The following is a 20,862-nucleotide window of genomic DNA, read 5'->3' on the forward strand; positions in this document are numbered from 1 at the left end:
GCGACCGGCAACGACGCGGTCAACGGCACCGGCTTCGACGACAGCTTGGCGCTGACGGTGCACGGCATCGGCGGCACCACGGCGGGAGACAACCTGGTGGTCCATGTCGTCGACGACGTTCCGACGGCGGTTGCGGACACGGACAGTGTTACGGAAGACGGCCCGACCGTGGCGACCGGCAATGTAATTGCCGGTGGAACGGACGCCGGTGACAGCAACACGACGGACGGCAACGCGGACACGAAGGGGGCTGACGGTGCAACGGTGTTTGCCGTGAGCAGCGTCAATCTGGCGACTTCAGGGACGGTTGGTTCCTCGTTCGCGGGCCAATATGGCACGCTGACGCTGAATGCAAACGGTACCTATACCTACACATTGAACAATGGTCTGGCAGCGGTCCAGAATCTGAACAATGGCCAGACACTCGAAGACAAGTTCAGCTATATAATTCGGGACGGTGATACCGATCAATCGGCCGCCCAACTGATCATTACGATCAATGGTGTGAACGACAATGTGGCGCCCATTGTTATCGACACTCACAACTGGATGCCGAGTGATCCTGCGCAACAGTCGCCGAACTATACCGATGGCTATCCGCTGCTGGTCAATGTGCCAACAGATCCGAACGGCGATCCTTTAGTCGTTACGGCCAGTGGCACTGTTCCAACGGGTCTGTTCTACTATGATGGATCATACCACGCCGTTACTGCTGGGATGACGCTGTTCGACACTGTCTCGGGCGTCAATCTGCTTGATAACCTGGTGTATCGTCCGACGGCGACGGTAACGGATACTGTGAACGTCGCACTGACATTGGACGTATATGACGGCACCGTACATGCAACGGAGACGGTCAACATCCATGAGGTTGCGCCTACAAGCACTCCCGGTCCAACGGGCAATATCGCCGGCGACGCAAATAATCCGCTGACGTCCGGAAACGACGCTGATGCTACATTCACTTTGTCAGCAGCCTTCGCGGCGGCTGTCGACAACGATCCTTCCGCTGGGTCAATTACTCTACGGACGGATTTCCAGCATCGACCTGGTTATTCGGTTCCCATTCAGGCCGGTGACCAGAACGGAAATGATCTGGAGGCTCAGGTCGACGTCTATATTTATGTAGATGGGATCAAGTTCCAGGCCATCTCTCATTTGGACGGAAACGCGAATACATGGTTGTTCGACGGGCAGCTCATGAAGGCCGTTGTTGATTTTGACAGCATCATCAACACGACCAACCCAGGCCAAACACTCGCCCAGTATATTGCGTTGAATCCAGTTACGGCGGGCGAGACCTGGACGATTCAGTATGATGACAACACGCCCGGCAATGAACAGGCGCGGCAGTTGACCTTCGCCCTGGAGGTTTTCGATCCCGGCAATCCGGCAATAACCGTCAGTGGAAACACCACCTTGTCTGACCTGATCTATGGAGGATCAGGAAGCGACACGCTTTCCGGTAACGGAGGAGCTGACACGATAATTGGGCGCGGCGGCAACGATATTATCAACGGAGGAGCAGGCTCTGACACGCTCACCGGCGGTACAGGGGCTGATCACTTCCGCTATGGCGCACCGTCCGAAGGGCTGGATCACATTCTCGACTTCAGCACCGCGGAGGGCGATACGGTCGACATATTGCTGTCGGGCTTCACGGGGGCGGGGTTGGCGCTAGGCTCACCCACGGCGGCTCAGTTCGGCAGTGATGCGTCCAACAACTTCGGCGCGGCGGAACGCTTCCACTTCAATACGGCGACCCATACGCTGCTGTATGACGCGGATGGTGGTAGTGGCGCGGGTGCCGCGATCGCGCTGGCTGTGCTGGAAAATGGCGGCACGGTTGATGCGGCTCATATCAAGATGGTCTGATGATCTGACGTCGCGAAAAAAGGCCCGCCGGAGCAATCAGGCGGGTTTTCGTGGCGTTGACGAACAGGTCATTGTCACGCTTTCACATCAGCAGCGGTAGCGTGCCCAGTTGGAATGCACCGTAACTGCCATTGTCGGTGCCGGTCCATTCTCCGAGGCTACCATTGTCGGCCGCCGCAGGTGACGCCTCAGTCTCATTCGTAAGCAGCGGACGCCTGGCATAGGGGGCGGCGAACAGATGCACGCCATGCTGATTAATGGCGAACAGCGGCGCAAAGCTCGAGGCGTCGGAGTCTTCAATCAATGCGGAATGCCGGTTGTCCAGGATCAGCCAACGGCCGTCGAGACGAGCGGCCAGTACAGCATGATCCTGACGGACGGCGCGGTCGCGAACCAGCACGAGCTGGAGGTCGTTCCGTGAAAATCCCGCCGCGGCCAGTGCGACGTATTTGGCAATCGCATAGTCCTCGCAATCGCCTCTCGCGGTCGCAAACGTCGCAAGTGGGGTGCTCCAGCGATCAGCTTCGCCATGCTGGGAATAATCGCTGACATAGCGGACCGCCGCGTTGACGCCGCGATTGGCCTCTTCAAGTTTGTCGCGTCCGGACTTTGAACTGACCACGCCGATCAACCGCAGGAATTGAGCGGCATTGGCAGGGCAGTTTCCGGCTTCGCTACGGCATTGATCCAGGACAGCCTGTTCCTTTGCCATGGCGGCTTCGACGCCCCGCCACTTGCGCCAGAGCAGGCCGTCAGGCGCGCGGAACGTGAACAGCCCGAATGGCTCCAGACCGACGGTCGGCACTTCCTTGACCGCGGGCGGAGCATCGGTCGCGGTATTCGAAGGAGGGAGCGAGGCGAGGCGAATGGCATCAGGTCCGCGGCCGCGCTGACGATCGAGCTTCGCCAGAACGGCGTTGATGCTGAAGAAGGTTGCGGGCGGCCGCGCCGACGACCGGTCGGAGCCGGGGATGAAATCGGTGGTCGTGTCGACAACTAACGGTTCATCCGATGAGAGTGAAGGGGAGGCTGCGCAAACGATGGCCGCAACAGTAAGCGCAGCGATCAATGCAGACGAGCGAAGCTTCCGCAAATTCAAGCGCGGTATCATGACGTCCCCTGTCCGGAACGTCAGTCAACGTCTTTGCGTCGATCTTCCGCCCCAATCTGTTATCGGGACGGAGCCTGCGCCCTCGCTTCTTATGCGAAGTTAAATACGGGCAGCGCTTGGAGGTAATGTCGAAAAGCCGGTCAATCACCGGTTTGCGCGATCGTTCAAAATTGAATAATCGTAGGCAACGATCCGTTAAGCAAACGCCGTCGCTCAACGCTCGCGCAGGGCGTCGTCGCGCAACGTGCGTGCCGGCTTGAGCAGATAATCCAGAACCGATTTCTCGCCGGTGAGAACTTCGACCGTCGCTATCATGCCGGGAATGATCGGCAGGGAATTTTTGGCAGTTCCGAGATGGTTCTTTTCGGTGCGGACCATCACGCGGTAAAATGTTTCCTGACGCTCCGATTTCTCGGCCTTGTCATCGACGATGGTGTCAGCGCTTATGCGCTCAACCTTGCCTTTGAGCGAGCCATAAACGGAGGAATCATAGGCAGAAATCTTGACCACCGCGTCCTGGTTGGGACGAATGAAGGCAATATCCTGCGGCCGAATCCGTCCTTCAACCAGCAAGGAATCGTCCAGCGGAATGATATCCATCACGTTGGCGCCGGGTTGCACCACCGCGCCAAGCGTGGTGACGTTCAATTTGTTAACGATGCCGTGCACCGGAGCCTTGAGGTCGGTACGCCGCACGCGGTCCTGTGCCGATTTGATGTTCTCATCAAGGACGGCCAAATCGCCCTTTGACTTGGCGAGATCCTCGTCAGCTTGTGATCGAAATGAGGTAACTGCAAAGGCGATCTTCGATTGTGACTCGGCAAGCTGACCCCGCATTTCAGTTGCCTGACGGTCAAGCCGCAGCATTTCGATCTCGGGCACAACCTTTTGCTCGTATAACCGGCGGGTGAGGGTGAGTTCCCGATCGAGCAATTTGAGGGAGCCGCTGAGACGAGTTACCTGCTGATTCAACACATCAACATCTTGCGCCAGCTTTTGCGCGCGCATTCTGAAGACGCTTGCCTCCGTCGCGACGGCAGCTGGCACTACTTGATCAAGCTGATCAGGGAACGTGACTTCGCTTCGTCCTCGTGCTTCCGCTTCGAGGCGCGCCACGCGAGCAGCCATGGCCGCGCGCCGCTCTCTGATTTCGCCGAACTCCGACGCGAATTTGGTGTCGTCGATACGCATCAGGGATTGTCCCTGTTGTACGATCGCCCCTTCCTGCACCAGGATATCGCCTACGATACCACCTTCGAGAGTCTGGACCACCTGAGTCTGGCGCGAGGGCACGACCCGGCCATTGCCGCGCTTGACCTCATCCAGAACGGCAAAATGGGCCCAGACCAGAAAGGTCGTCAGCAAGGCGAGAAAGGTGAACAGGAGCATGCGTGACGTCCGCGGCGTGCGCAGAGCAGCCGCGGCGCGGACGTCGTTGGCAAAGGCAAAGTCAGATGGAGGCATTGGGCTTTTGCACCAGGGTTGCCCTTTGAGTGGGCTGCGGGTTGCCGTCGCCTGCAGGCGCCGTCGGCTGACCTTTGAGGATGGCCAAAACCTTGTCGCGTGGCCCATCCGCCACCAGGCGGCCGTTATCGAACAACAACAAACGATCAACCATTCCGAGAAGTGAGAGGCGGTGAGTGGAGATGATGATGGTCATCTGCTCTCCGCGCATTGCTTTCAATCGCTCCAGGAATTCGGCCTCGCTCCTGATATCGAAATGCGCCGTTGGCTCGTCCAGGAACAGGACGCGCGGCTTTCGGATCAGTACGCGCGCTAACCCGATAGCTTGCTTTTGTCCACCAGACAGACTGCGACCACCTTCCGAAATGGGCATATCGTAACCCATCGGATGGCCGGCGATGAAACTTTCCACCCCCGACAGTCGCGCTGCCGCGAGGACTTCTTCATCGGTCGCCTCGGGCCTGCCCAATGCAATATTATCGCGCAATTTTCCGAAGAACAGGTCGGTATCCTGCATCGCAAACCCGATGCCGGCGCGAAGATCCGAAGGGTCATATTGACGTGAATCGACGCCGTCGACGAGAATTCGTCCTTCCTGAGCTTCATAGAAACCGAGCAAAAGGCGGCCGACTGTCGTTTTCCCCGATCCGACACGTCCAATAATGCCGATCCGTTCGCCGGCATCGATCTTGAACGAGACTTTATCCAGCGCTTTGCTAGGGGCGTTTGGGTAGGCGAAGCTGACGTTCTCGAAATTGATGCGGCCTTCGCTGATTTTCCTGGCAACATAGGCTCGCTGCGGAGACCGTTCGCGCTCCAAGGACATGATGCGGTCGATCGCTTTGAGCGCCGCGAAGGTTTGGGTCCCGCGCGTTATTACCGAGGCAATACCGGCGATCGGGGCCAGGACGCGGCCCGCCAGCATATTGGCCGCGACGAGGGCGCCAACGGTCAGCTTGCCATCGAGGATAAGAAAAACACCGACAACCACCAACAGAAGGCTGGTTATCTGCTGTGCAGCGTTTGCGCTCGTTAAGGTGAGCGATGCCCAGAAATGAACATCCTCGCCCGACCGTGCCGTGGCGGCGACCGACCGCTCCCAGGCCGTCTGCATCCGGGCTTCGGCGCCGGTCGCGCGGACAGTTTCCAGGCCGGAAAGCGATTCGACAAGAACGCCGTGGCGCGCAGAGGATTCCGCCTGCAGTCGTTTCATTGCGCGGTCAAGCGGACGCTGCATCGTCAGGCCCAATGCGATCATGATCGGTAACATGATGAGCGGGATCCAAGCTAACGGTCCCGCGACGATGAACAGAACACCGATAAAGAGGAGTGCGAAAATCAAATCGGTTACAGATACCACGCTGCCCGAAGTGAAGAACTCGCGCACCGAGTCGAAGTCGCGGAGCTGATTGGCAACGATACCGACTGAGCCGGGCCGTTGTGCCAGCTTGACGGCCATCACGTGTTCAAAAATATTCGCAGCGAGCACGACATCTACGGTCTTGCCTGTCACGTCGATCATGCGGCTTCGCACGGCACGAAGTACAAAGTCGAAAACGATCGCGAGGCCAAGCCCTATCGATAGCGCAATGAGCGATGGGATCGCGCCGTTAGGGATGACCCGATCGTAGACGCTCATCGTGAACAATGGCGTGGCCAGCGCGAGCATGTTGACCAGAAAGGCGGCAAGCGCGATGTGGCCGTAACTGCGCCAGTACAGCTTGACGACTGACCAGAACCAATGGCTCCGCGGGAGGTCTCCTGCAGCGACTGCGCGTGCGTCAGCCTCAGCTGCCGCTCTTACAAGAAACGCATAGCCGGTGTAGTCTGCGATCAGCGAACTAACGCCCGCAATCCGAGGATTGCTCCGATCCAACGTCGGATCGAGAACCTTAACGCTTTGGTTTTTAGCATTGATCCCGAGGAGGATCAGCGCAGTCCCGTCTTTCATGATCAGGACAGCGGGAAGAACCATTGCAGGAATGTCGAGAATGGCGCGTTTGACCGCCTCGGTTTCCAGGCCGGCGCGCTTGGCAGCCCGGTCATACAAGGCAACGGAAAGTCGACCATCAAGTATTGGAAGCCCCCCGAGCAGTGCCTCACGGCTTACTGCGCGACCATGGTGGGCAGCCAGATAAGTGAGGGAGGCGGCGAGGGGATCGCTTCGGAGCGTGTCTGCGTTGGTCGAAGCAACAACCGTCGCTTCCGGCTCATCATTGGATGGCCAGCCTTTGGCCGACTTGGGCGTCCGAAACAACAAAATCTAAAGCCTCTGATCAAAAACGAACTAGACCAGCGAAATATCGAGCGCGGCCAGTGACTGTCACATTACAACAGTCTGCGAACCGAATCATTCGCGAGGCGTGAATATCCTGACAAACAGTTAATCGCGCCCCATTAACTATGATGCATTGGCCGTTATTGCGGCCCGCACTTGCAAGTCTGCAACGCTCACTTTTCGGGAGCGAAGGCTGTCTGCAACCAATGAGGCTTGCCCTTTTCGGCGCCGGCGTACGCCATGGCGTTGGGGCCATTCGGGTTCACGAAAGCAACCGACCCCTCCCGCTTGTGGTCTCGTTTTTCGGCGAACCATTCCATTGCGCCGATCATTCTAGCTGCAAACGTCCCACGGGGCCACCGATCCTTGAAGCCATCCTGGGGGTCGGCTGCTGCAAAGGAAGTCACGCCAACCTGAGCACCGACAGGAGCATTAGATACGCGGAGGGGCTCCGACCCCGTCTGCGGCAGCGTCACTCGCAGCGTAGGAAATTTATAGGGAACCAGTCCGCCGGGTCCGATGTCGAGTGGAGCAGCATCCACGGGAGGTGGGGCCTTGAGGTATTCCAGAAGCGTTCCCATTGCCGCGAGTAGCTGGTAGTCGGCGAAAACGATAACGCCACGCGAGGAGGTGAGCGATACAGCCGCATTGAAATACTGGTTCTGTGCGTTCAAGAGATCAATCAGCGAGCGCTGACCAAGCTCGTATTCCTTGTCGAACGCGGCAATCGTCTTCCGGTCAGCCTGCAGCTGACGGACCAGGGCGGCGACCCTGGTTGCAGTAATCGTCCGCGCCGCCCATGCCTTGTCGATCGACTCGAGCGCGTCGCGCTGCAATCGCGCGTGGCGCATCGTGGATTCGGTGTGGCGCTCGGCCATTTCCGAGCGGCGCCAAACATCCTGTCCGCCTCGGAAGATGTCCCAGGACATCACTACTTTGCCGCTATAGTTATCGTGGGTAACGCCCAAATAGGGATATGTATTGTCGCTGTGAGTTGCACGGCCTTCGAGGGAGAGGTTTGGAACGAAAGCGCCATCCGTCACCCGAAACGCATGCTTTGCGGCGGTAACGTCCGCTTGCGCAGCCAGAATGGTCGGATTGAACCGAATGGTCACCGCCAAGGCTTCATCCTTGGTGCTCGGCAATCCGGCGAGGGGGCCTGGGAATCTCAAATTGAAGGGCTCAAGCCCAACAACCTTGCGGTACTTTGCCCGCGCTTCGTCCAGACTCCTGCGAAGCTCAGCGAGAGTGGCGCGCGCATTTTCGACGCGCTCCCGGGCCTGCTCGAGGTCGCCTTCGCCGGCCCGCCCGCCCGAGAAGCGCGTATTCACGTTCGAGAATATCTTCTCGTGGCTGGCAACGTTCTGCTCGCCGAGGCCCACCAACCGCAGATACCGCACGACATCGACATATGCCTCGGCAGCGTCCAGAGCGATCAATTCTGTCCGCTCGCGTACGCGAAACGCTGCAGCGTTGACACGGGCAGATTGGCGCCAGATGTCGTGGATAGAAGCAAAGCCATCGAAAAGGACTTGCCGGACGACCACTGATTCCTGCGAGCCATTCCGCCATGCTCCATTTCCGGCGATCGGAACGGGCAATGCGCTTGAACTTACAACCGGATTGCTCTGGTCGAATTTCTCTGGGCCGTAGCGAGCTTCGATCCGCACTTGCGGAAGCAGGGTGCTTTGGGTCTGCCGAAGCTCTGATTCAGTTGCGCGCCGGTTTGCCGACGCTTCGCCCACGCCGGGATTGGTTTGGACGGCTTGTTTCAGCGCATCATTTATTGAATAGGGCTCGGCTGCCAGGGGACCGCCGGCCAAAATGAGGCCCGCGATCGCCAAATATGCGGATTTCATTTGCCCCATCCCCGTTAGCCAAAACAATAAACTTACGTCTAAAATAACGTCGAAAAGCTTAAATTCTGATCTCAGCCTACCAAAAGGAGTGGTGGTCACCTATGATATTTTTGCAACACTGAGCGGGAAGAATCGGAACCGGGGCGGGATGTGAGGCTCAATCCGGTGGCAATTGAACTGTGAGCAGCAGACCGTTGCACGGTCCGTTGCGATGGCTGCCATCCTTCTTGCAAGTCCACAGAAGAGCGAACCACTTTCCCGCTTGTGTGCTCTGATATGTTCCCCATGGAAACACGAGCCCCGTTTCCGGAAGGCCATGCCGCTGCCGAGGAAATCTTTGACCTTGTCAGTAGTTCTCCTGATGAAGATTCGGGAAAAACCGGCAATATTGCCCAGCGTTTTTCGAAACGCTAACCCCACTTGCCCCGCCGGGAATGGCGGGGCTTTTTCGTGAGTAACAGTTGATACGACGGCCACGACACTGGGTGGGGGAATCTCGGTCAGCCGAGCCGCGGTGCGGGCGTCACTGAGAATCCCTATGACTTTCAAAGGCTCGAAAAGGCCCGCACCATAATGTGTTGATTTTGTTCAACACTTTCCGCGTAGATTGCGAGGCTGTTACCGTCCGCATCGTAATTGATGCATTGCACAAATTTGACAACAGGCGCCGCAAACGGGACGATCTGCCTTGTCGCCTCGAGACTATCCGCCGCGTGGTCGAGTTGTGGCTGAGGGTCAAAAAATGAGTTCCGATAAACTTCAGGTGCTACACAATACTGTAGCGGAGATACTGCGCGAGCCTCCCTCGCCACCTACTTTCTTTGACGAGGAGCCCAACGACGCAGCGCGGGCCAGCGAACAGGTTGCGAAGGCTTCTGACAATCTTCGGCCGGGCATCGAAACGCCAATAGAGCATTTCGGAAAGGCATCGTCTCGCGAACCTGGGATTTCGATAAAGAAGATACACGACGCGCACGTCGCCCGTGACGCGAGGAATGAAATCCCCGGCATAGCTCGTCAAGCACTCGCTGAACAAATCCCCGGTGCCCCTCCATCGGATGCAGGAAATCAACTGGCTTCCAGGCTGTCGCACGAAGTCCCAAGCGCCCGGTCGGATCCTCAGACCAAGAGCTTCAACACGTTTCGCCCGGCTGTCTCGGACAACCGGATTTCGCTTGGCGGTTGGGCGTTACGTGGCATCGCCGGCGTCCTGCTGGCGGCCGGTATCGGTGCAGGCCTTGCCACCTGGTTGGGGTCGTCCGGCGATGCCGCGAAGACAGCTGCTTCACAACCCGCGCCGCTGGCCCAGGCCGCGCCGACCGCCGCTGCCCTGCCGCCCGAGTTGACGCCGCTGCTCCAGTCGATGGCGCGCGATCTTGCAAGCATGGGGAAGGAGATCGAGCAGCTCAAGGCCGGTCACGACCTAATGGCCCGCGACAACGCGAAGCTCAACGAGCAATTCAGGGCGAGCCATGAACAATTGACCCGCGCCGTTGCCCAGCTTGCCGAACTCAAGGCAAGCCAGGAGCAAGCGGTGCGCGACAATGCAAGCGTGGCCCGGCAAATCAAGGGAATCCAGGAACAATTGACCAGCGTCATTTCCCGGACTTCCGAGCAGAATGCGCCGCCCAGAATAGCCGCGACCCCGCCACGGCCGACGCCTCCTTCGCCACGGCCAGCAGCTCCCGCGGTGCGTCAGCCGGTGCCGACACTCTCGTCGCCACAGGCCACAGCGCAGCCGAGGGCCGAAAAGCCAAAACCGTCACCGACGTCGCGGCCGCCGGCGCCCGCGCGCTAGAGCTGTTCTTTCACGGGTCCGGTCATCCCACTACAATAACCAGCAGCCGATTGCCTTGCCTTTATCAAGGCGGTCCGGCGCTTCCGGCCGTGCACCTGTGAGTTCGCAGCTTAGCTAGTTAGGCGGCAAGACAAGGTCGGCCTGCCGGCTATCACGTCGCAAAATGATGATCGATCCATTGCGGGTCGTAAACCTGGCTCCGAGCAATTTCGGAATCTTCTCCATGAGCGGGGACGGTAGCGGGATCGTTGCGATGCCGACCGTGTCGCCGACTTTGATCGCGGGTGCAGGCGTGCCCGCGGCCGGCGCGGGCTTGATAAAATCCCGGATCAGTCGAATTTCTTCTGGTGTCAGATTGAGCGCAGCTTGCTCGGTTCGAGGGTCGGCCCCGGCCTTCTTTTCAGCACCGGATTTGTTTTGGGATTCTGTTTGTTGGTCAGCCTTCTGCTTTGCTTTTTCCAAAAAATCCGCCCTGGCGGCGCGTTCCCTGAGAGGCAAGAGTTCGCGCTGGAGGGTTGCGATTTCCGATTTCAGGGATCTGATCTGGGTGAGGGCAATCACTGCTCCAGCGCACATCACGAGCACGAGCAGGGTCAGGAGCGCAATGGCTACGCCTCCGACATTTCCGGTCCTTCGTGCCGCCTTTGTGGTGGATCCGTCTCGCTCCAGATGACGTTGCCAGATGGCCTGAGCCTGCTGAAATCTCGCAGCGATTAGCTTACTGAACTTGTTTCGTCCAGGCGGCGCGAGCGCTGGCGTCTTGGCCTCGGCATCAAAGTTTCGCGCCAAAAAGGCGGGTGCGCCCGGCCGCCGCGGTTCTTCCTGAGGAATCGGGATTGGATTGCTGTTCTGTAGATCGGCGGCACCAACTTCCGGAGCTATGGGCTGGGCAATACTTTCATGGGGCAAATGGCCGCGTGATTCTTGAGCGGCGGCAGGAATTTTACTTACCGAAGAAATATCCTCGGCATTTGCAGTTTCTTCCACCCTATCGGGGTCGACATCGATTTTATCGTCCCGCCGATCGAGATCGAAAATTTTCAGACGCTCCTCAGTGCCGACGAGATGATCGATCATTTTTAGCGAAGGGGAGGGAGATGGTGCGGGAAGATCAAATGAGGGCTCGTTCGAGACTTCCAGAGCCTTCAACGCAGATCGGCCTGCGTCGGTAATTCGTAATCCGTCGCCCTCCGGTGTCACCAGCCCCGACTGAAAAATGTCGATGTCATCGAGCGCGGAGGCAATCTCTTCCGATTGATCTTCGTCGGCGGTGAGTGCCTCGACATCGCCCCTGAGGTCGTCAAGAGACGCACGGCCGTCAGGGCGCTTGGCTAGCGCAGTCAGTATCGCCAACTTGAATTTCACACGGGCCCCCTAACTCCCGACGTCGAATAAGGCGGTCTGATTGTCACTGCCCCGGTTTCTCCCTGTGCTCCGATTCGCTGTCACCACTCTGAAGGGCGTTCAGCTCAAGATCGAAGATCCCTGGTCGTTCCTGGTTGGCGACCGGATCATCGATCATTCCTGGCGCTGGCGCGAGCCCCTTCTTCAGCGCCCTATGGTCGCTGCCGGCGCGACGGGTGATTAGTTCGGATCATGTACGTTGCCGCTCAGGACGCATGATTCTCAATACTGGAAAGCGAGGGAGAGCAACGAATGACGACGCTAGCCGTGGTCAACGGCGCACTCGCCGAGCGCAGTGTCACGGAACGTCTGTTGGCGGCCCTTGAGCGGTGGATAGGCGGCCCCAGGGCCGGGGGGACCGGGCTGTCCTGAGGCCGCCCATTCCAACCGACCGGCAATGGCGGATTGCCAACGGCCTCCGCAAGTTACCGCAGCTCGGTCGATCTTTCCGAACTCGTTCGGAGTACCTCAGCGCTTTCATTGGCTTACTCCAGCGCCGCGCCGGAAGCGCACCAAGGCTGAACCGCGTCGTTCCGCACCGAGCAGCGCTTGTGGCAGTACCCTGTGAATAGGTGGGACAAGCCCTCAATCTTCCGTTTTTGCACCCTGCATTATGTCATCGTGAGTGATCCCCAACTTCGCAGGAACCTTATATGGGCGAGCCAGTACGAGAAGTTTGCGCCGATCTTCTGATCCGCGCCAACAGCGCGGCTGAGGACGGCCCCCGTGGATTCGAGAACGCCACCGTTTCAATCATCAATGCACTGTCCAGGGAAGCAAGCACCGCTGATCTGGTCGCTATCAGCTACCGACTTCAAGCGTTATCCGGCCTTACGATCAATCTGCACGGCCGCGAATACAAGCTGATCAATGAAGCAGCCTTCAAGGCAGCCGCGACCTGTCCGCTGGTCTTGCGCGGTGCATTCGGTGAAGTTGAATTTGACCGCGAAGAATTTTTGCGGCTCGCGCTGTCGTTTGCCGAGCCGGCAGGTAACGGCTGAGCAAATCGGCTCCCTGATTGAACAGCCGCGTCGGTGGGGGAAAAAATCCGCGGCGTCGACCGTTTGAAGGTGGCCCCGATGCAGAAAGCGCCCGTCGGGCGCCACGTCGAAAGCTGAGAGCCAATTGAATTTGCTGGCTCCCCGGGCTGGATTCGAACCAGCGACCATTCGATTAACAGTCGAATGCTCTACCGCTGAGCTACCGAGGAATAGGCGAAACAAATGTTCGCGAGCCGGGAGCGTATAACAAAGCCTTTCGGGCTTGCAAAGGACCAAATGTCCATCCCCGGTGCGATCGTGTACGGGGCCTGAAATCCCCGGCGGTTCAAGGATTTGCCGCCAAATCCGGTCCGGCGCGGGACATAACCGGCAACGCGCCTGTGCAAAGGCGGCATCCGCGCGGAGCATGGCGCTAGCCGCCAATTCGACTCAATCCGATCCGAGTTTTGGAATTGCCGGGTTTCACGGGAGCCGAATCGATGCCAGCCAATGCCGCCGACCTGATGAGAGCCGTGCCGTCGATCGTGCCGAGCGACATTCCTGATCTCAGCGACGACGAATGCCTGTTCCGGCTGGCGCAAGCGCTTGTGGAACATGATTCCGAGCATCTGGACGAGGTGGCGCAGCTGATCGGCCGGCTTGCGGTCACGATCGAGTAGGGCGTCTTTCCTTCCGAATCCTGCACCTGGCAGGCCCGCCTGTCCGGCGTGTTGCGTTTTGCCGGAGCTTGTACCAAAGATGACCCCGGTTTCAGCTCTCCGGCGGCAACGCCGCTTGCTTTCAGGGTCTTCGCCAATGTCCGGTTTTTCGACCGCGCGCCAGAAAATGGTCGATGGTCAGGTGCGTCCCAGCGACGTCACCGATATCCGCATCATCGACGCCATGCTGGCGGTGCCGCGCGAGACCTTTGTCCCCGAAAACAAGCGCGCCTTGGCCTATCTGGACCTCGATCTCGAGGTCGGCGAGGGCGCTTCGGAAAAGCAGTTCCTGATCCAGCCGGCGGTGCTGGCGAAGATGCTGCAGGCCGCCGAAATCAAGGAAACCGACAATGTTCTGGTGGTGGGCTGCGCCAGCGGATACGCCGCCGCCGTGATCGGAAAGTTTGCCAGGCAGGTCCATAGCGCGACAGGCGCCGACGGGGATCCCGCCAGGGCGCCCTTCGACGTCATCGTCCTGAACGGCGCGACCGAGGTCGTGCCGCAAAAGCTCTATGGGCAACTCCGGGACGGCGGCCGGCTGGTCGGCGTTTTCGCGATGTCGCAGCCGCAGCGGGCTACCATCGTGACGCGTTCCCATGGCGATTTCGGGAACCGGGCGCTGTTCGACGCCGCCGTGCCGGTGCTGCCGGGCATGGAGCGGCTTCCAGCGTTCGTTTTTTAGGCTTTCAAGCGAAAGCCTGCCCCGGACTTGATTCGGGTGGAACCCGGATCGCGCCCGGAAAACGCGTCAAAACAAAAAGCCGCCCGCTGAGGCGGTTAAAATCCCGTTCTGAATCAGAAGTGTGGCCCGTTTGCCCCACGTGAAGAGTTTCGACCGGTTTCGCTTGCTGGGTGGTTCCGTCGGGGCCCGGTGCGGAATAAGGTGAGCCGGGACTCACTTCGACTGAAGCGGCGTCCGGTTGTGTTTTGGCCGGCGAACTAGATGATTGGATCACCATTGATGCGTGGGGTGAAGGTTTTTGCCGGAGCTGCGGCTTCGGTCCTTCTGTTAACTTTGATGGGCCCGACGCCCGCCCTTGCCGATACGATCGAGGCCGCGCTGGTGCGCGCCTATCAGAACAACCCACAGTTAAACGCGCAGCGCGCCCAGGTGCGCTTCACCGACGAAGCCGTGCCACAGGCATTGTCGGGCTATCGCCCGAGGGTCGCCGTCACCGCCAGCGCCGGTTATCAATATACCGATACCCGCCTGACGTCCGGCGGCACCCCGGACGTGATCGTGCGGACCGGAGTTCATGGCACCAATGCGCCGCGCAGCGTCGGCGCCACCATCACGCAGAACGTGTTCAATGGTCAGCAGACCGCCAATCGGACCCGCGCCGCCGAAAGTCAGGTTTCCGGTGCGCGCGAAGCCTTGCGGGCGCTGGAGCAGACCGTGCTGCTGTCGGCGGCCACGATCTACATGGACTATCTGCGCGACTCCGCGATCGTCGAGGTTCAGAAGAGCAACGTTCGCGTGCTCGAACAGACGCTGAAGCAGACCAAGGACCGTTTCAATGTCGGCGAAGTGACCCGCACCGACGTCGCGCAATCGGAAGCACAGTTGGCCGCCGGCAGGACCCAGCAGCTCACCGCCGAGTCCAACCTGAACACGACGCGTTCGAACTTCCGCCGCATCATCGGCAATGAGCCGGTAGCGCTGGCCCCGGGTTCGCCGGTCGATCGCTTTTTGCCGGGCACGCTGCCCGGCGCCGTCGAACTTGGCCTGACGCAAAATCCGAACGTCACCGCGGCGATGTACGGCATCGACGTCAGTTACATGCAGGTCAAGGTCAACGAGGGCGCGTTGTTGCCGACCGTGAACCTGGTGGCATCGGTGCAGCAGGCCTACGAACAGCAGATGACGGTCTTCAGTACGTTCGGGGCGTCGGCCGTCGCGCAGCTCAATGTCCCGATTTACAATGGCGGCGCCGAATATTCGTTGATCCGCCAATCCAAGGAAACCCTGGCGCAGCAGCGCCTCACGCTCGAACAGCAGCGGGATCAGGCCCGCGCCAACGTCGTCACCGCCTGGGGACAGCTGGTGGCCGGCAAGGCGCAGGTGCAGTCGGCACAGGCGCAGGTGACGGCGTCCGAGATCGCGCTCAACGGCGTGCGCGAGGAAGCCAAAGCCGGACAGCGCACCACGCTCGACGTCTTGAACGCGCAGCAGGCGCTGGTCAACGCGCGTGTCGCGCTGGTCACCGCCCAGCACGACCGCGTCGTCGCGTCCTACTCGGTGCTCAACACGATCGGGCGCTTGTCTCCGATCGTGCTCAAGCTGCCGACCACGACCTATGATCCGAGCGTGCATTATCATCAGGTGCGCGACAGCTGGGCCGGTGTTCGCACGCCCGACGGCCGCTGATATCCCGCCACCCGCATGCGTGCGGGATGACAAGCGTCTCCTTGGGGTCACAAGCGTGATCCTTGGGGATCACAAGCGTGACCTCGGGATGACAAGGGTCATCGTGGGATGACAATGTCATCCGGCCGCAATGATTCACCACCCGACGGGGAGTACGCCGGGTGTGTTGTTGCAATCACTTGTTGCCGTGACATAACTTTCTTGGAGGCAGCAGGGCGATTCGCACAGCTTTTACGTCTACAGGCCGCGAGCCGGGTTGCTTTTGGGGAGCGGAACCCCGCGCGACGTATCGTGTGGGGTTGATCTGGGGACAAGTCTGGCTTGCGCGATGAAAATCCCGGCCTGCATATCCGGAACCGGCAAATCCCGAGTGGCTTGGTGTAAAATGGTTTCGATGTGGAGTCGGCGATGACGCAGCCTGCAAAGGTCCAAGAGCCCTCGATGGAGGAGATTCTGGCGTCGATCCGCCGCATCATTGCTGACGACGAAGCCAAACCTGCTGATGCAAAGCCGGCTGCAGCCGAGAAGCCCGCCAGCCCGCCGCCATCAGCGAAGCCCGAGCCTCCGGCCGCCAGGCCGACAGCGATGAAGGATATTCCGCCGTCGGCGATCGCTCCCAAACCTTCTGAAGCAAAGCCAGCCGCCGCGGCGCCCAAGCCCGCGCCTGCGCCGGAGCCCGCCGCCAGTAACAACCAGGACGACATCGACGCGATGCTGGCAAGCCTCGACGCGGCGACGCCAGAGGCCGACATTCGGCCGGCGCTGCCCGAGGCCGACGTGTTCGAGCTCACCGATGAGATGGCGGTGCCGGATCCGCAGCCCGCGGCATCCTCATTCCACAAGATCGAGCCGCAGGACGACATCGAGTTCACCGAGACCGCCGCCGCCAAGACGCTGCACCGGCAGCCGGCCTATGAGCCGCCGCCGTTTGAAAGCGCCGCGGCAGCTTCGCCGGCGCAGCAGATATTGTCGCGCTCGACCGTCTCCGCGGTCGAATCCGCCTTCAATTCGCTGGCCAACACCGTGCTCAGCAACAACGCCCGGACGCTGGAAGATCTGGTCAAGGAAATGCTGCGGCCGATGCTGAAATCCTGGCTCGACGACAATCTCCCGGGCTTGGTGGAGAAGCTCGTCAAAGCCGAAATCGAGCGGGTTTCGCGCGGGCGTTAACCAGCCTGCAGCCGTTTGGCCCTTATTCAGCCACCACCATTGGGCTTTATCGCGCTTTAGGCGTACAGGTCCGGTTGACTTGATGCCGTGCGGCGGCTTTCTAGGGGCGCGTAAGGTTCCTGATTGCTTCAGAGTCGGGCGTTAGTCTGTTGTTTTGAACGCGTTTTCCTGGCGCGAACCGATCCAAAATTCGCGCGAAAACGCTATCGCTTCCTCAAGACCCCAATTGCATTGTCATGATCGAGAAAAACTACCAGCCCGCCGATATCGAAAGCCGCATGTCGGCCATCTGGGAGGAGAGCGGCGCGTTCAAGGCCGGCCGCCCCGAGCGGCGCGACGCCGAGCCCTTCACCATTGTGATCCCGCCGCCGAACGTCACCGGCTCGCTGCACATGGGCCACGCGCTCAACAACACCTTGCAGGACATCCTCTGCCGCTTCGAGCGGATGCGTGGCCGCGACGTGCTGTGGCAACCGGGCACCGATCATGCCGGCATCGCCACCCAGATGGTGGTCGAGCGGCAATTGATGGAACGGCAGGAGCCGGGCCGCCGCGAATTGGGGCGCGCGAAATTCCTCGAGCGGGTCTGGCAGTGGAAGGCGGAAAGCGGCGGCGTCATCGTCAACCAGCTGAAGCGGCTCGGCGCCTCCTGCGACTGGTCGCGCGAACGCTTCACCATGGACGAGGGCCTGTCGCGCGCGGTCGTAAAAGTGTTCGTCGAACTGCACCGTGAAGGCCTGATCTACAAAGACAAGCGCCTGGTGAACTGGGACACGAAATTGCTGACCGCAATCTCGGATCTCGAAGTGCAGCAGGTCGAGGTCAAGGGCAGCCTGTGGTACCTGCGCTATCCGATCGAGGGCAAGACCTTCAGCCCGGACGATCCCACCACCTTCATCGTGGTCGCGACCACGCGGCCCGAGACGATGCTGGGCGACACGGCGGTTGCCGTGCATCCGGACAACGAACGGCTCGGGCATCTGATCGGCCAGCACGTCATCCTGCCGCTGGTCGGCCGCCGCATCCCGATCATCGGCGACGACTATGCCGATCCCGAGAAGGGCTCGGGCGCGGTCAAGATCACGCCGGCGCACGATTTTAATGACTTCGAGGTCGGCAAGCGGCACGGCCTGGCACGGGTCAGCGTGCTCGATCAGGAGGGATGCCTCGCGCTGGTCGATAACGAAGATTATCTGCGAGACCTGCCGGAAGGCGCGTCGCAGTTCGCCGAGGAATTCCACAACGTCGAGCGCTTCGCCGCCCGCAAGCGGATCGTCACGCGCCTGGAGGAATTTGGTTTCCTCGAGAAGATCGAGCCCAACACCCACATGGTGCCGCATGGCGATCGTTCCGGCACCGTGCTCGAGCCGTATCTGACCGACCAATGGTATGTCGACGCCAAGACGATGGCGCAGCCCGCGATGGCGGCGGTGCACAGCGGCGCGACGACTTTCGTGCCGAAGAACTGGGAAAAGACCTATTTCGAATGGATGGAGAACATCCAGCCCTGGTGCATTTCCCGCCAGCTCTGGTGGGGCCACCAGATCCCGGCCTGGTACGGGCCTGACGGCAAGGTGTTCGTCGCCGAGACCGAAGAGGAAGCCGTCGGCAACGCGCTCGGCTATTACGTCGAGCAGGAAGTCATCACGCCGGAGCAGGGGCAGGCGATGGCGGAGGATCCCGCCCAGCGTGAAGGCTTCATCACGCGCGATGAAGACGTGCTCGACACCTGGTTCTCCTCAGGCCTGTGGCCGTTCTCGACGCTCGGCTGGCCCGACGAGACGCCGGAGCTTGCGCGTTACTATCCGACCAACGTGCTGGTGACCGGCTGGGACATCATCTTCTTCTGGGTCGCCCGGATGATGATGATGGGCCTCCACTTCAAGAAGGAAGCCCCGTTCTCGACCGTCTACATCCACCGCCTGGTTCGCGATGAGAAGGGCGCGAAGATGTCGAAGTCGAAAGGCAACGTCATCGATCCCCTCGGCGTCATCGACGACTTTGGCGCCGACGCATTGCGCTTTGCGCTGGCGCGCGGCGCCGCGCATAACCATGATATCAAGCTGTCGCCGCAACTCGTTGAAACCAATCGCAATTTCGCGACCAAGCTGTGGAATTCCTGCCGCTTTGCCGAGATGAATGGCTGCGTTATGCCGGCGGGTTTCGATCACACGAGCGCCAACGAAACCCTCAACCGCTGGATCGCGCATGAAACCTCGCGCGCCACCCGTGAAGTCACCGAGGCGATCGAGGCCTATCGCTTCAACGACGCGGCGAATGCGATCTATCGCTTCGTCTGGAACGTCTATTGCGACTGGTACATCGAACTCGCAAAGCCGATGTTGCTGGGCGAGGAGGGCGCGGCGAAGACCGAGACCCGCGCGATGGTCGCTTGGGCGCGCGACGAAATCCTGAAGCTGCTGCATCCGTTCATGCCCTTCATCACCGAGGAATTGTGGGCGGTGACGGCCAAGCGCGACGGCCTGCTGGTGCTGGCGGAATGGCCGCGCAAGGCAGGGGCGGCGACGGCGGATCAACTCGCATCGATGGCCTTGGCGGGCCCGAACGATGCGCTGATCCCGCCGATCATGGCCGCCCTCGACGCCGGTGATTTCAGCGATCCTGCAGCGGAAGCCGAAATCGGCTGGGTGGTCGACCTCGTCACCGCGATCCGCTCGGTGCGCGCGGAAATGAATATCGCGCCTGCGACGCTAACGCCGCTGGTGCTGGCCGGTGCTTCCGACGAGACCAAGGATCGTGCGCAACGCTGGAGCGATACCGTCAAGCGCATGGCGCGGCTTGGCGAGATATCCTTTGCCGATCGTCCGCCGGAAGGCGCCGTGCAGCTATTGGTGCGCGGCGAAGTCGTGGCGCTGCCGCTCAAGGGCGTGATCGATCTGGCGGCCGAGAAAGCCAGGCTCGACAAGGAAATCGCCAAGGCCGACGCCGACATCAAACGCGTCGACGCCAAGCTCGGCAACGAAAAATTCGTGGCCAATGCGCCCGAAGAGATCGTCGAGGAAGAGAAAGAAAAGCGCGAGGCGGCCGTGGCGCGCAAAGAAAAGATTCTCGAAGCGCTGGAGCGGCTGAAGAACGCGTCGTAGAGAACGCTGTTCGATCCGTCATCCCCGCGCAACGGCTTCGCCGTTGTCGCTGGAGGTGCGAGCCTCTTCGGCGAGCCTCGAAGGACGACGGCCCGTCTGTGGCCGATTCATCCTTCGAGGCTCGCCGAAGACGGCGAGCGCCTCCCGAGCGAACGCAAGTGCGTTCGTCCGGGGATGACGGATCACATCAGTTTGGAGCCAACTAGCATGCTGGACCACGTCTCCATCACCGTCTCCGACATCGCCGCCGCCGAGCGGTTCTACGACGCCATCATGAAAGCGCTCGGGGTCGTCAAGGTCGGCCGTCGCGACGACTGGCTCGGCTATGGCGAACGGGCGCGCCCGGCGTATCCGGACCGGGTCTATCTCACCATCCGCAAGGGTCCGAAGCCCGAGGACGCCTTTGGCCGCCACTGGTGCTTCAAGGCGCGATGGCAAACCCAGGTCGATGCCTTCTGGGACGCCGGCATTGCCGCCGGCGGCACCGACGACGGGGCGCCGGGTCTGCGCGACTATCACGCATCGTATTACGCCGCGTTCCTGCGTGATCCCGACGGCAACCGCATCGAGGCCGTGTGCCATCACGCGGTGTGAAAGCGAGATACCGCCGCGACAAACTGACACGACGGGCAAATCACTTCTGATTGTCAGAAGCCGTGTCAAGCCCCGAAATAAAAAATATTTCGCTTTCGCCGTCGGGCAAATCATCTCTACGAGTTTGCGTTATCCCGT

Annotated in this window: 15 protein-coding genes and 1 tRNA gene; 10 read left to right on the forward strand and 6 right to left on the reverse strand. The window is 60.3% G+C overall.

Annotation, left to right across the window (positions count from 1 at the left end; translation table 11 throughout):
- A partial coding sequence (locus JQ574_RS34275; protein ID WP_212384229.1) for a VCBS domain-containing protein occupies positions 1-1,875 on the forward strand: 1,875 nt, incomplete at its 5' end.
- Positions 1,876-1,957: 82 nt separating this feature from the next.
- On the opposite strand, the gene JQ574_RS34280 is transcribed toward JQ574_RS34275, so the two are convergent.
- The 4 genes from JQ574_RS34280 to JQ574_RS34295 all read right to left on the reverse strand — a co-directional run bounded on the left by JQ574_RS34280 (position 1,958) and on the right by JQ574_RS34295 (position 8,587).
- Positions 1,958-2,944, reverse strand: a complete 987-nt coding sequence (locus tag JQ574_RS34280; RefSeq protein WP_249119793.1) for a transglutaminase-like cysteine peptidase — start codon at positions 2,942-2,944, stop codon at positions 1,958-1,960.
- A gap of 255 nt (positions 2,945-3,199) precedes the next feature.
- On the reverse strand, positions 3,200-4,450 hold the full coding sequence (locus JQ574_RS34285; protein ID WP_212215106.1) for an HlyD family type I secretion periplasmic adaptor subunit: 1,251 nt from the start codon (positions 4,448-4,450) through the stop codon (positions 3,200-3,202).
- Positions 4,437-6,584, reverse strand: a complete 2,148-nt coding sequence (locus JQ574_RS34290; protein WP_249119794.1) for a type I secretion system permease/ATPase — start codon at positions 6,582-6,584, stop codon at positions 4,437-4,439. Before JQ574_RS34290 ends, JQ574_RS34285 begins: the two co-directional genes overlap by 14 nt.
- Before the next feature lie 317 nt (positions 6,585-6,901).
- Positions 6,902-8,587, reverse strand: coding sequence for a TolC family outer membrane protein (locus tag JQ574_RS34295; RefSeq protein ID WP_212215108.1), 1,686 nt, complete (start codon positions 8,585-8,587; stop codon positions 6,902-6,904).
- Between the two features lie 285 nt (positions 8,588-8,872).
- On the opposite strand from JQ574_RS34295, the gene JQ574_RS35620 reads away from it, so the two are divergent.
- Together JQ574_RS35620 and JQ574_RS34300 are read left to right on the forward strand one after the other, a co-directional pair.
- Positions 8,873-9,001 (forward strand): hypothetical protein, encoded by a 129-nt coding sequence (locus tag JQ574_RS35620; RefSeq protein WP_283813800.1) that lies wholly within the window; start codon positions 8,873-8,875, stop codon positions 8,999-9,001.
- Positions 9,002-9,329: 328 nt separating this feature from the next.
- Entirely contained in the window at positions 9,330-10,385 is a 1,056-nt protein-coding gene (locus JQ574_RS34300; RefSeq protein WP_212384231.1) for a hypothetical protein, read from the forward strand.
- Between the two features lie 114 nt (positions 10,386-10,499).
- Here JQ574_RS34300 and JQ574_RS34305 read toward each other — a convergent pair whose 3' ends face one another.
- A complete protein-coding gene (locus tag JQ574_RS34305) occupies positions 10,500-11,750 on the reverse strand; it encodes a hypothetical protein (RefSeq protein WP_212384232.1) in 1,251 nt (416 codons plus the stop codon).
- Between the two features lie 692 nt (positions 11,751-12,442).
- On the opposite strand from JQ574_RS34305, the gene JQ574_RS34310 reads away from it, so the two are divergent.
- The gene (locus tag JQ574_RS34310; RefSeq protein ID WP_212215112.1) at positions 12,443-12,790 is read left to right on the forward strand and encodes a hypothetical protein; all 348 of its coding nucleotides are present in this window, start codon (positions 12,443-12,445) and stop codon (positions 12,788-12,790) included.
- Positions 12,791-12,924: 134 nt separating this feature from the next.
- Here the strand turns inward: JQ574_RS34310 and JQ574_RS34315 are convergent.
- A tRNA-Asn gene (locus JQ574_RS34315) sits at positions 12,925-12,999 on the reverse strand.
- Positions 13,000-13,269: 270 nt separating this feature from the next.
- Here JQ574_RS34315 and JQ574_RS34320 point away from each other — a divergent pair.
- From JQ574_RS34320 to JQ574_RS34345, 6 genes are all read left to right on the forward strand, one after another.
- A complete protein-coding gene (locus JQ574_RS34320; RefSeq protein WP_212215114.1) occupies positions 13,270-13,449 on the forward strand; it encodes a hypothetical protein in 180 nt (59 codons plus the stop codon).
- A gap of 136 nt (positions 13,450-13,585) precedes the next feature.
- Positions 13,586-14,170 (forward strand): protein-L-isoaspartate O-methyltransferase, encoded by a 585-nt coding sequence (locus tag JQ574_RS34325; RefSeq protein ID WP_212215116.1) that lies wholly within the window; start codon positions 13,586-13,588, stop codon positions 14,168-14,170.
- Positions 14,171-14,449: 279 nt separating this feature from the next.
- Positions 14,450-15,856 carry a TolC family outer membrane protein gene (locus JQ574_RS34330; RefSeq protein ID WP_212215118.1) on the forward strand — a complete coding sequence of 469 codons (1,407 nt, stop codon included), beginning with the start codon at positions 14,450-14,452 and terminating at the stop codon, positions 15,854-15,856.
- A gap of 408 nt (positions 15,857-16,264) precedes the next feature.
- Positions 16,265-17,026: a PopZ family protein gene (locus JQ574_RS34335; protein WP_212215120.1), complete on the forward strand. Its 762-nt coding sequence runs from the start codon at positions 16,265-16,267 to the stop codon at positions 17,024-17,026.
- A gap of 236 nt (positions 17,027-17,262) precedes the next feature.
- Positions 17,263-20,130: a valine--tRNA ligase gene (locus JQ574_RS34340; protein WP_212215122.1), complete on the forward strand. Its 2,868-nt coding sequence runs from the start codon at positions 17,263-17,265 to the stop codon at positions 20,128-20,130.
- A 207-nt stretch (positions 20,131-20,337) separates the two neighbouring features.
- Positions 20,338-20,724, forward strand: coding sequence for a VOC family protein (locus tag JQ574_RS34345; protein ID WP_212215124.1), 387 nt, complete (start codon positions 20,338-20,340; stop codon positions 20,722-20,724).
- Positions 20,725-20,862: the final 138 nt, after the last annotated feature.

It is taken from the genome of Bradyrhizobium sp. AUGA SZCCT0158 (assembly GCF_018130065.1).
GTDB lineage: Bacteria > Pseudomonadota > Alphaproteobacteria > Rhizobiales > Xanthobacteraceae > Bradyrhizobium.

Bases quoted from the DNA above. Each gene is read 5' to 3' on its own strand.
- JQ574_RS34285 (WP_212215106.1), bottom strand. From the start codon at position 4,450: ATGCCTCCATCTGACTTTGCCTTTGCCAACGACGTCCGCGCCGCGGCT.
- JQ574_RS34295 (WP_212215108.1), bottom strand. From the start codon at position 8,587: ATGAAATCCGCATATTTGGCGATCGCGGGCCTCATTTTGGCCGGCGGT.
- JQ574_RS35620 (WP_283813800.1), top strand. From the start codon at position 8,873: ATGGAAACACGAGCCCCGTTTCCGGAAGGCCATGCCGCTGCCGAGGAA.
- JQ574_RS34300 (WP_212384231.1), top strand. From the start codon at position 9,330: ATGAGTTCCGATAAACTTCAGGTGCTACACAATACTGTAGCGGAGATA.
- JQ574_RS34310 (WP_212215112.1), top strand. From the start codon at position 12,443: ATGGGCGAGCCAGTACGAGAAGTTTGCGCCGATCTTCTGATCCGCGCC.
- JQ574_RS34320 (WP_212215114.1), top strand. From the start codon at position 13,270: ATGCCAGCCAATGCCGCCGACCTGATGAGAGCCGTGCCGTCGATCGTG.
- JQ574_RS34325 (WP_212215116.1), top strand. From the start codon at position 13,586: ATGTCCGGTTTTTCGACCGCGCGCCAGAAAATGGTCGATGGTCAGGTG.
- JQ574_RS34330 (WP_212215118.1), top strand. From the start codon at position 14,450: ATGCGTGGGGTGAAGGTTTTTGCCGGAGCTGCGGCTTCGGTCCTTCTG.
- JQ574_RS34335 (WP_212215120.1), top strand. From the start codon at position 16,265: ATGACGCAGCCTGCAAAGGTCCAAGAGCCCTCGATGGAGGAGATTCTG.
- JQ574_RS34340 (WP_212215122.1), top strand. From the start codon at position 17,263: ATGATCGAGAAAAACTACCAGCCCGCCGATATCGAAAGCCGCATGTCG.
- JQ574_RS34345 (WP_212215124.1), top strand. From the start codon at position 20,338: ATGCTGGACCACGTCTCCATCACCGTCTCCGACATCGCCGCCGCCGAG.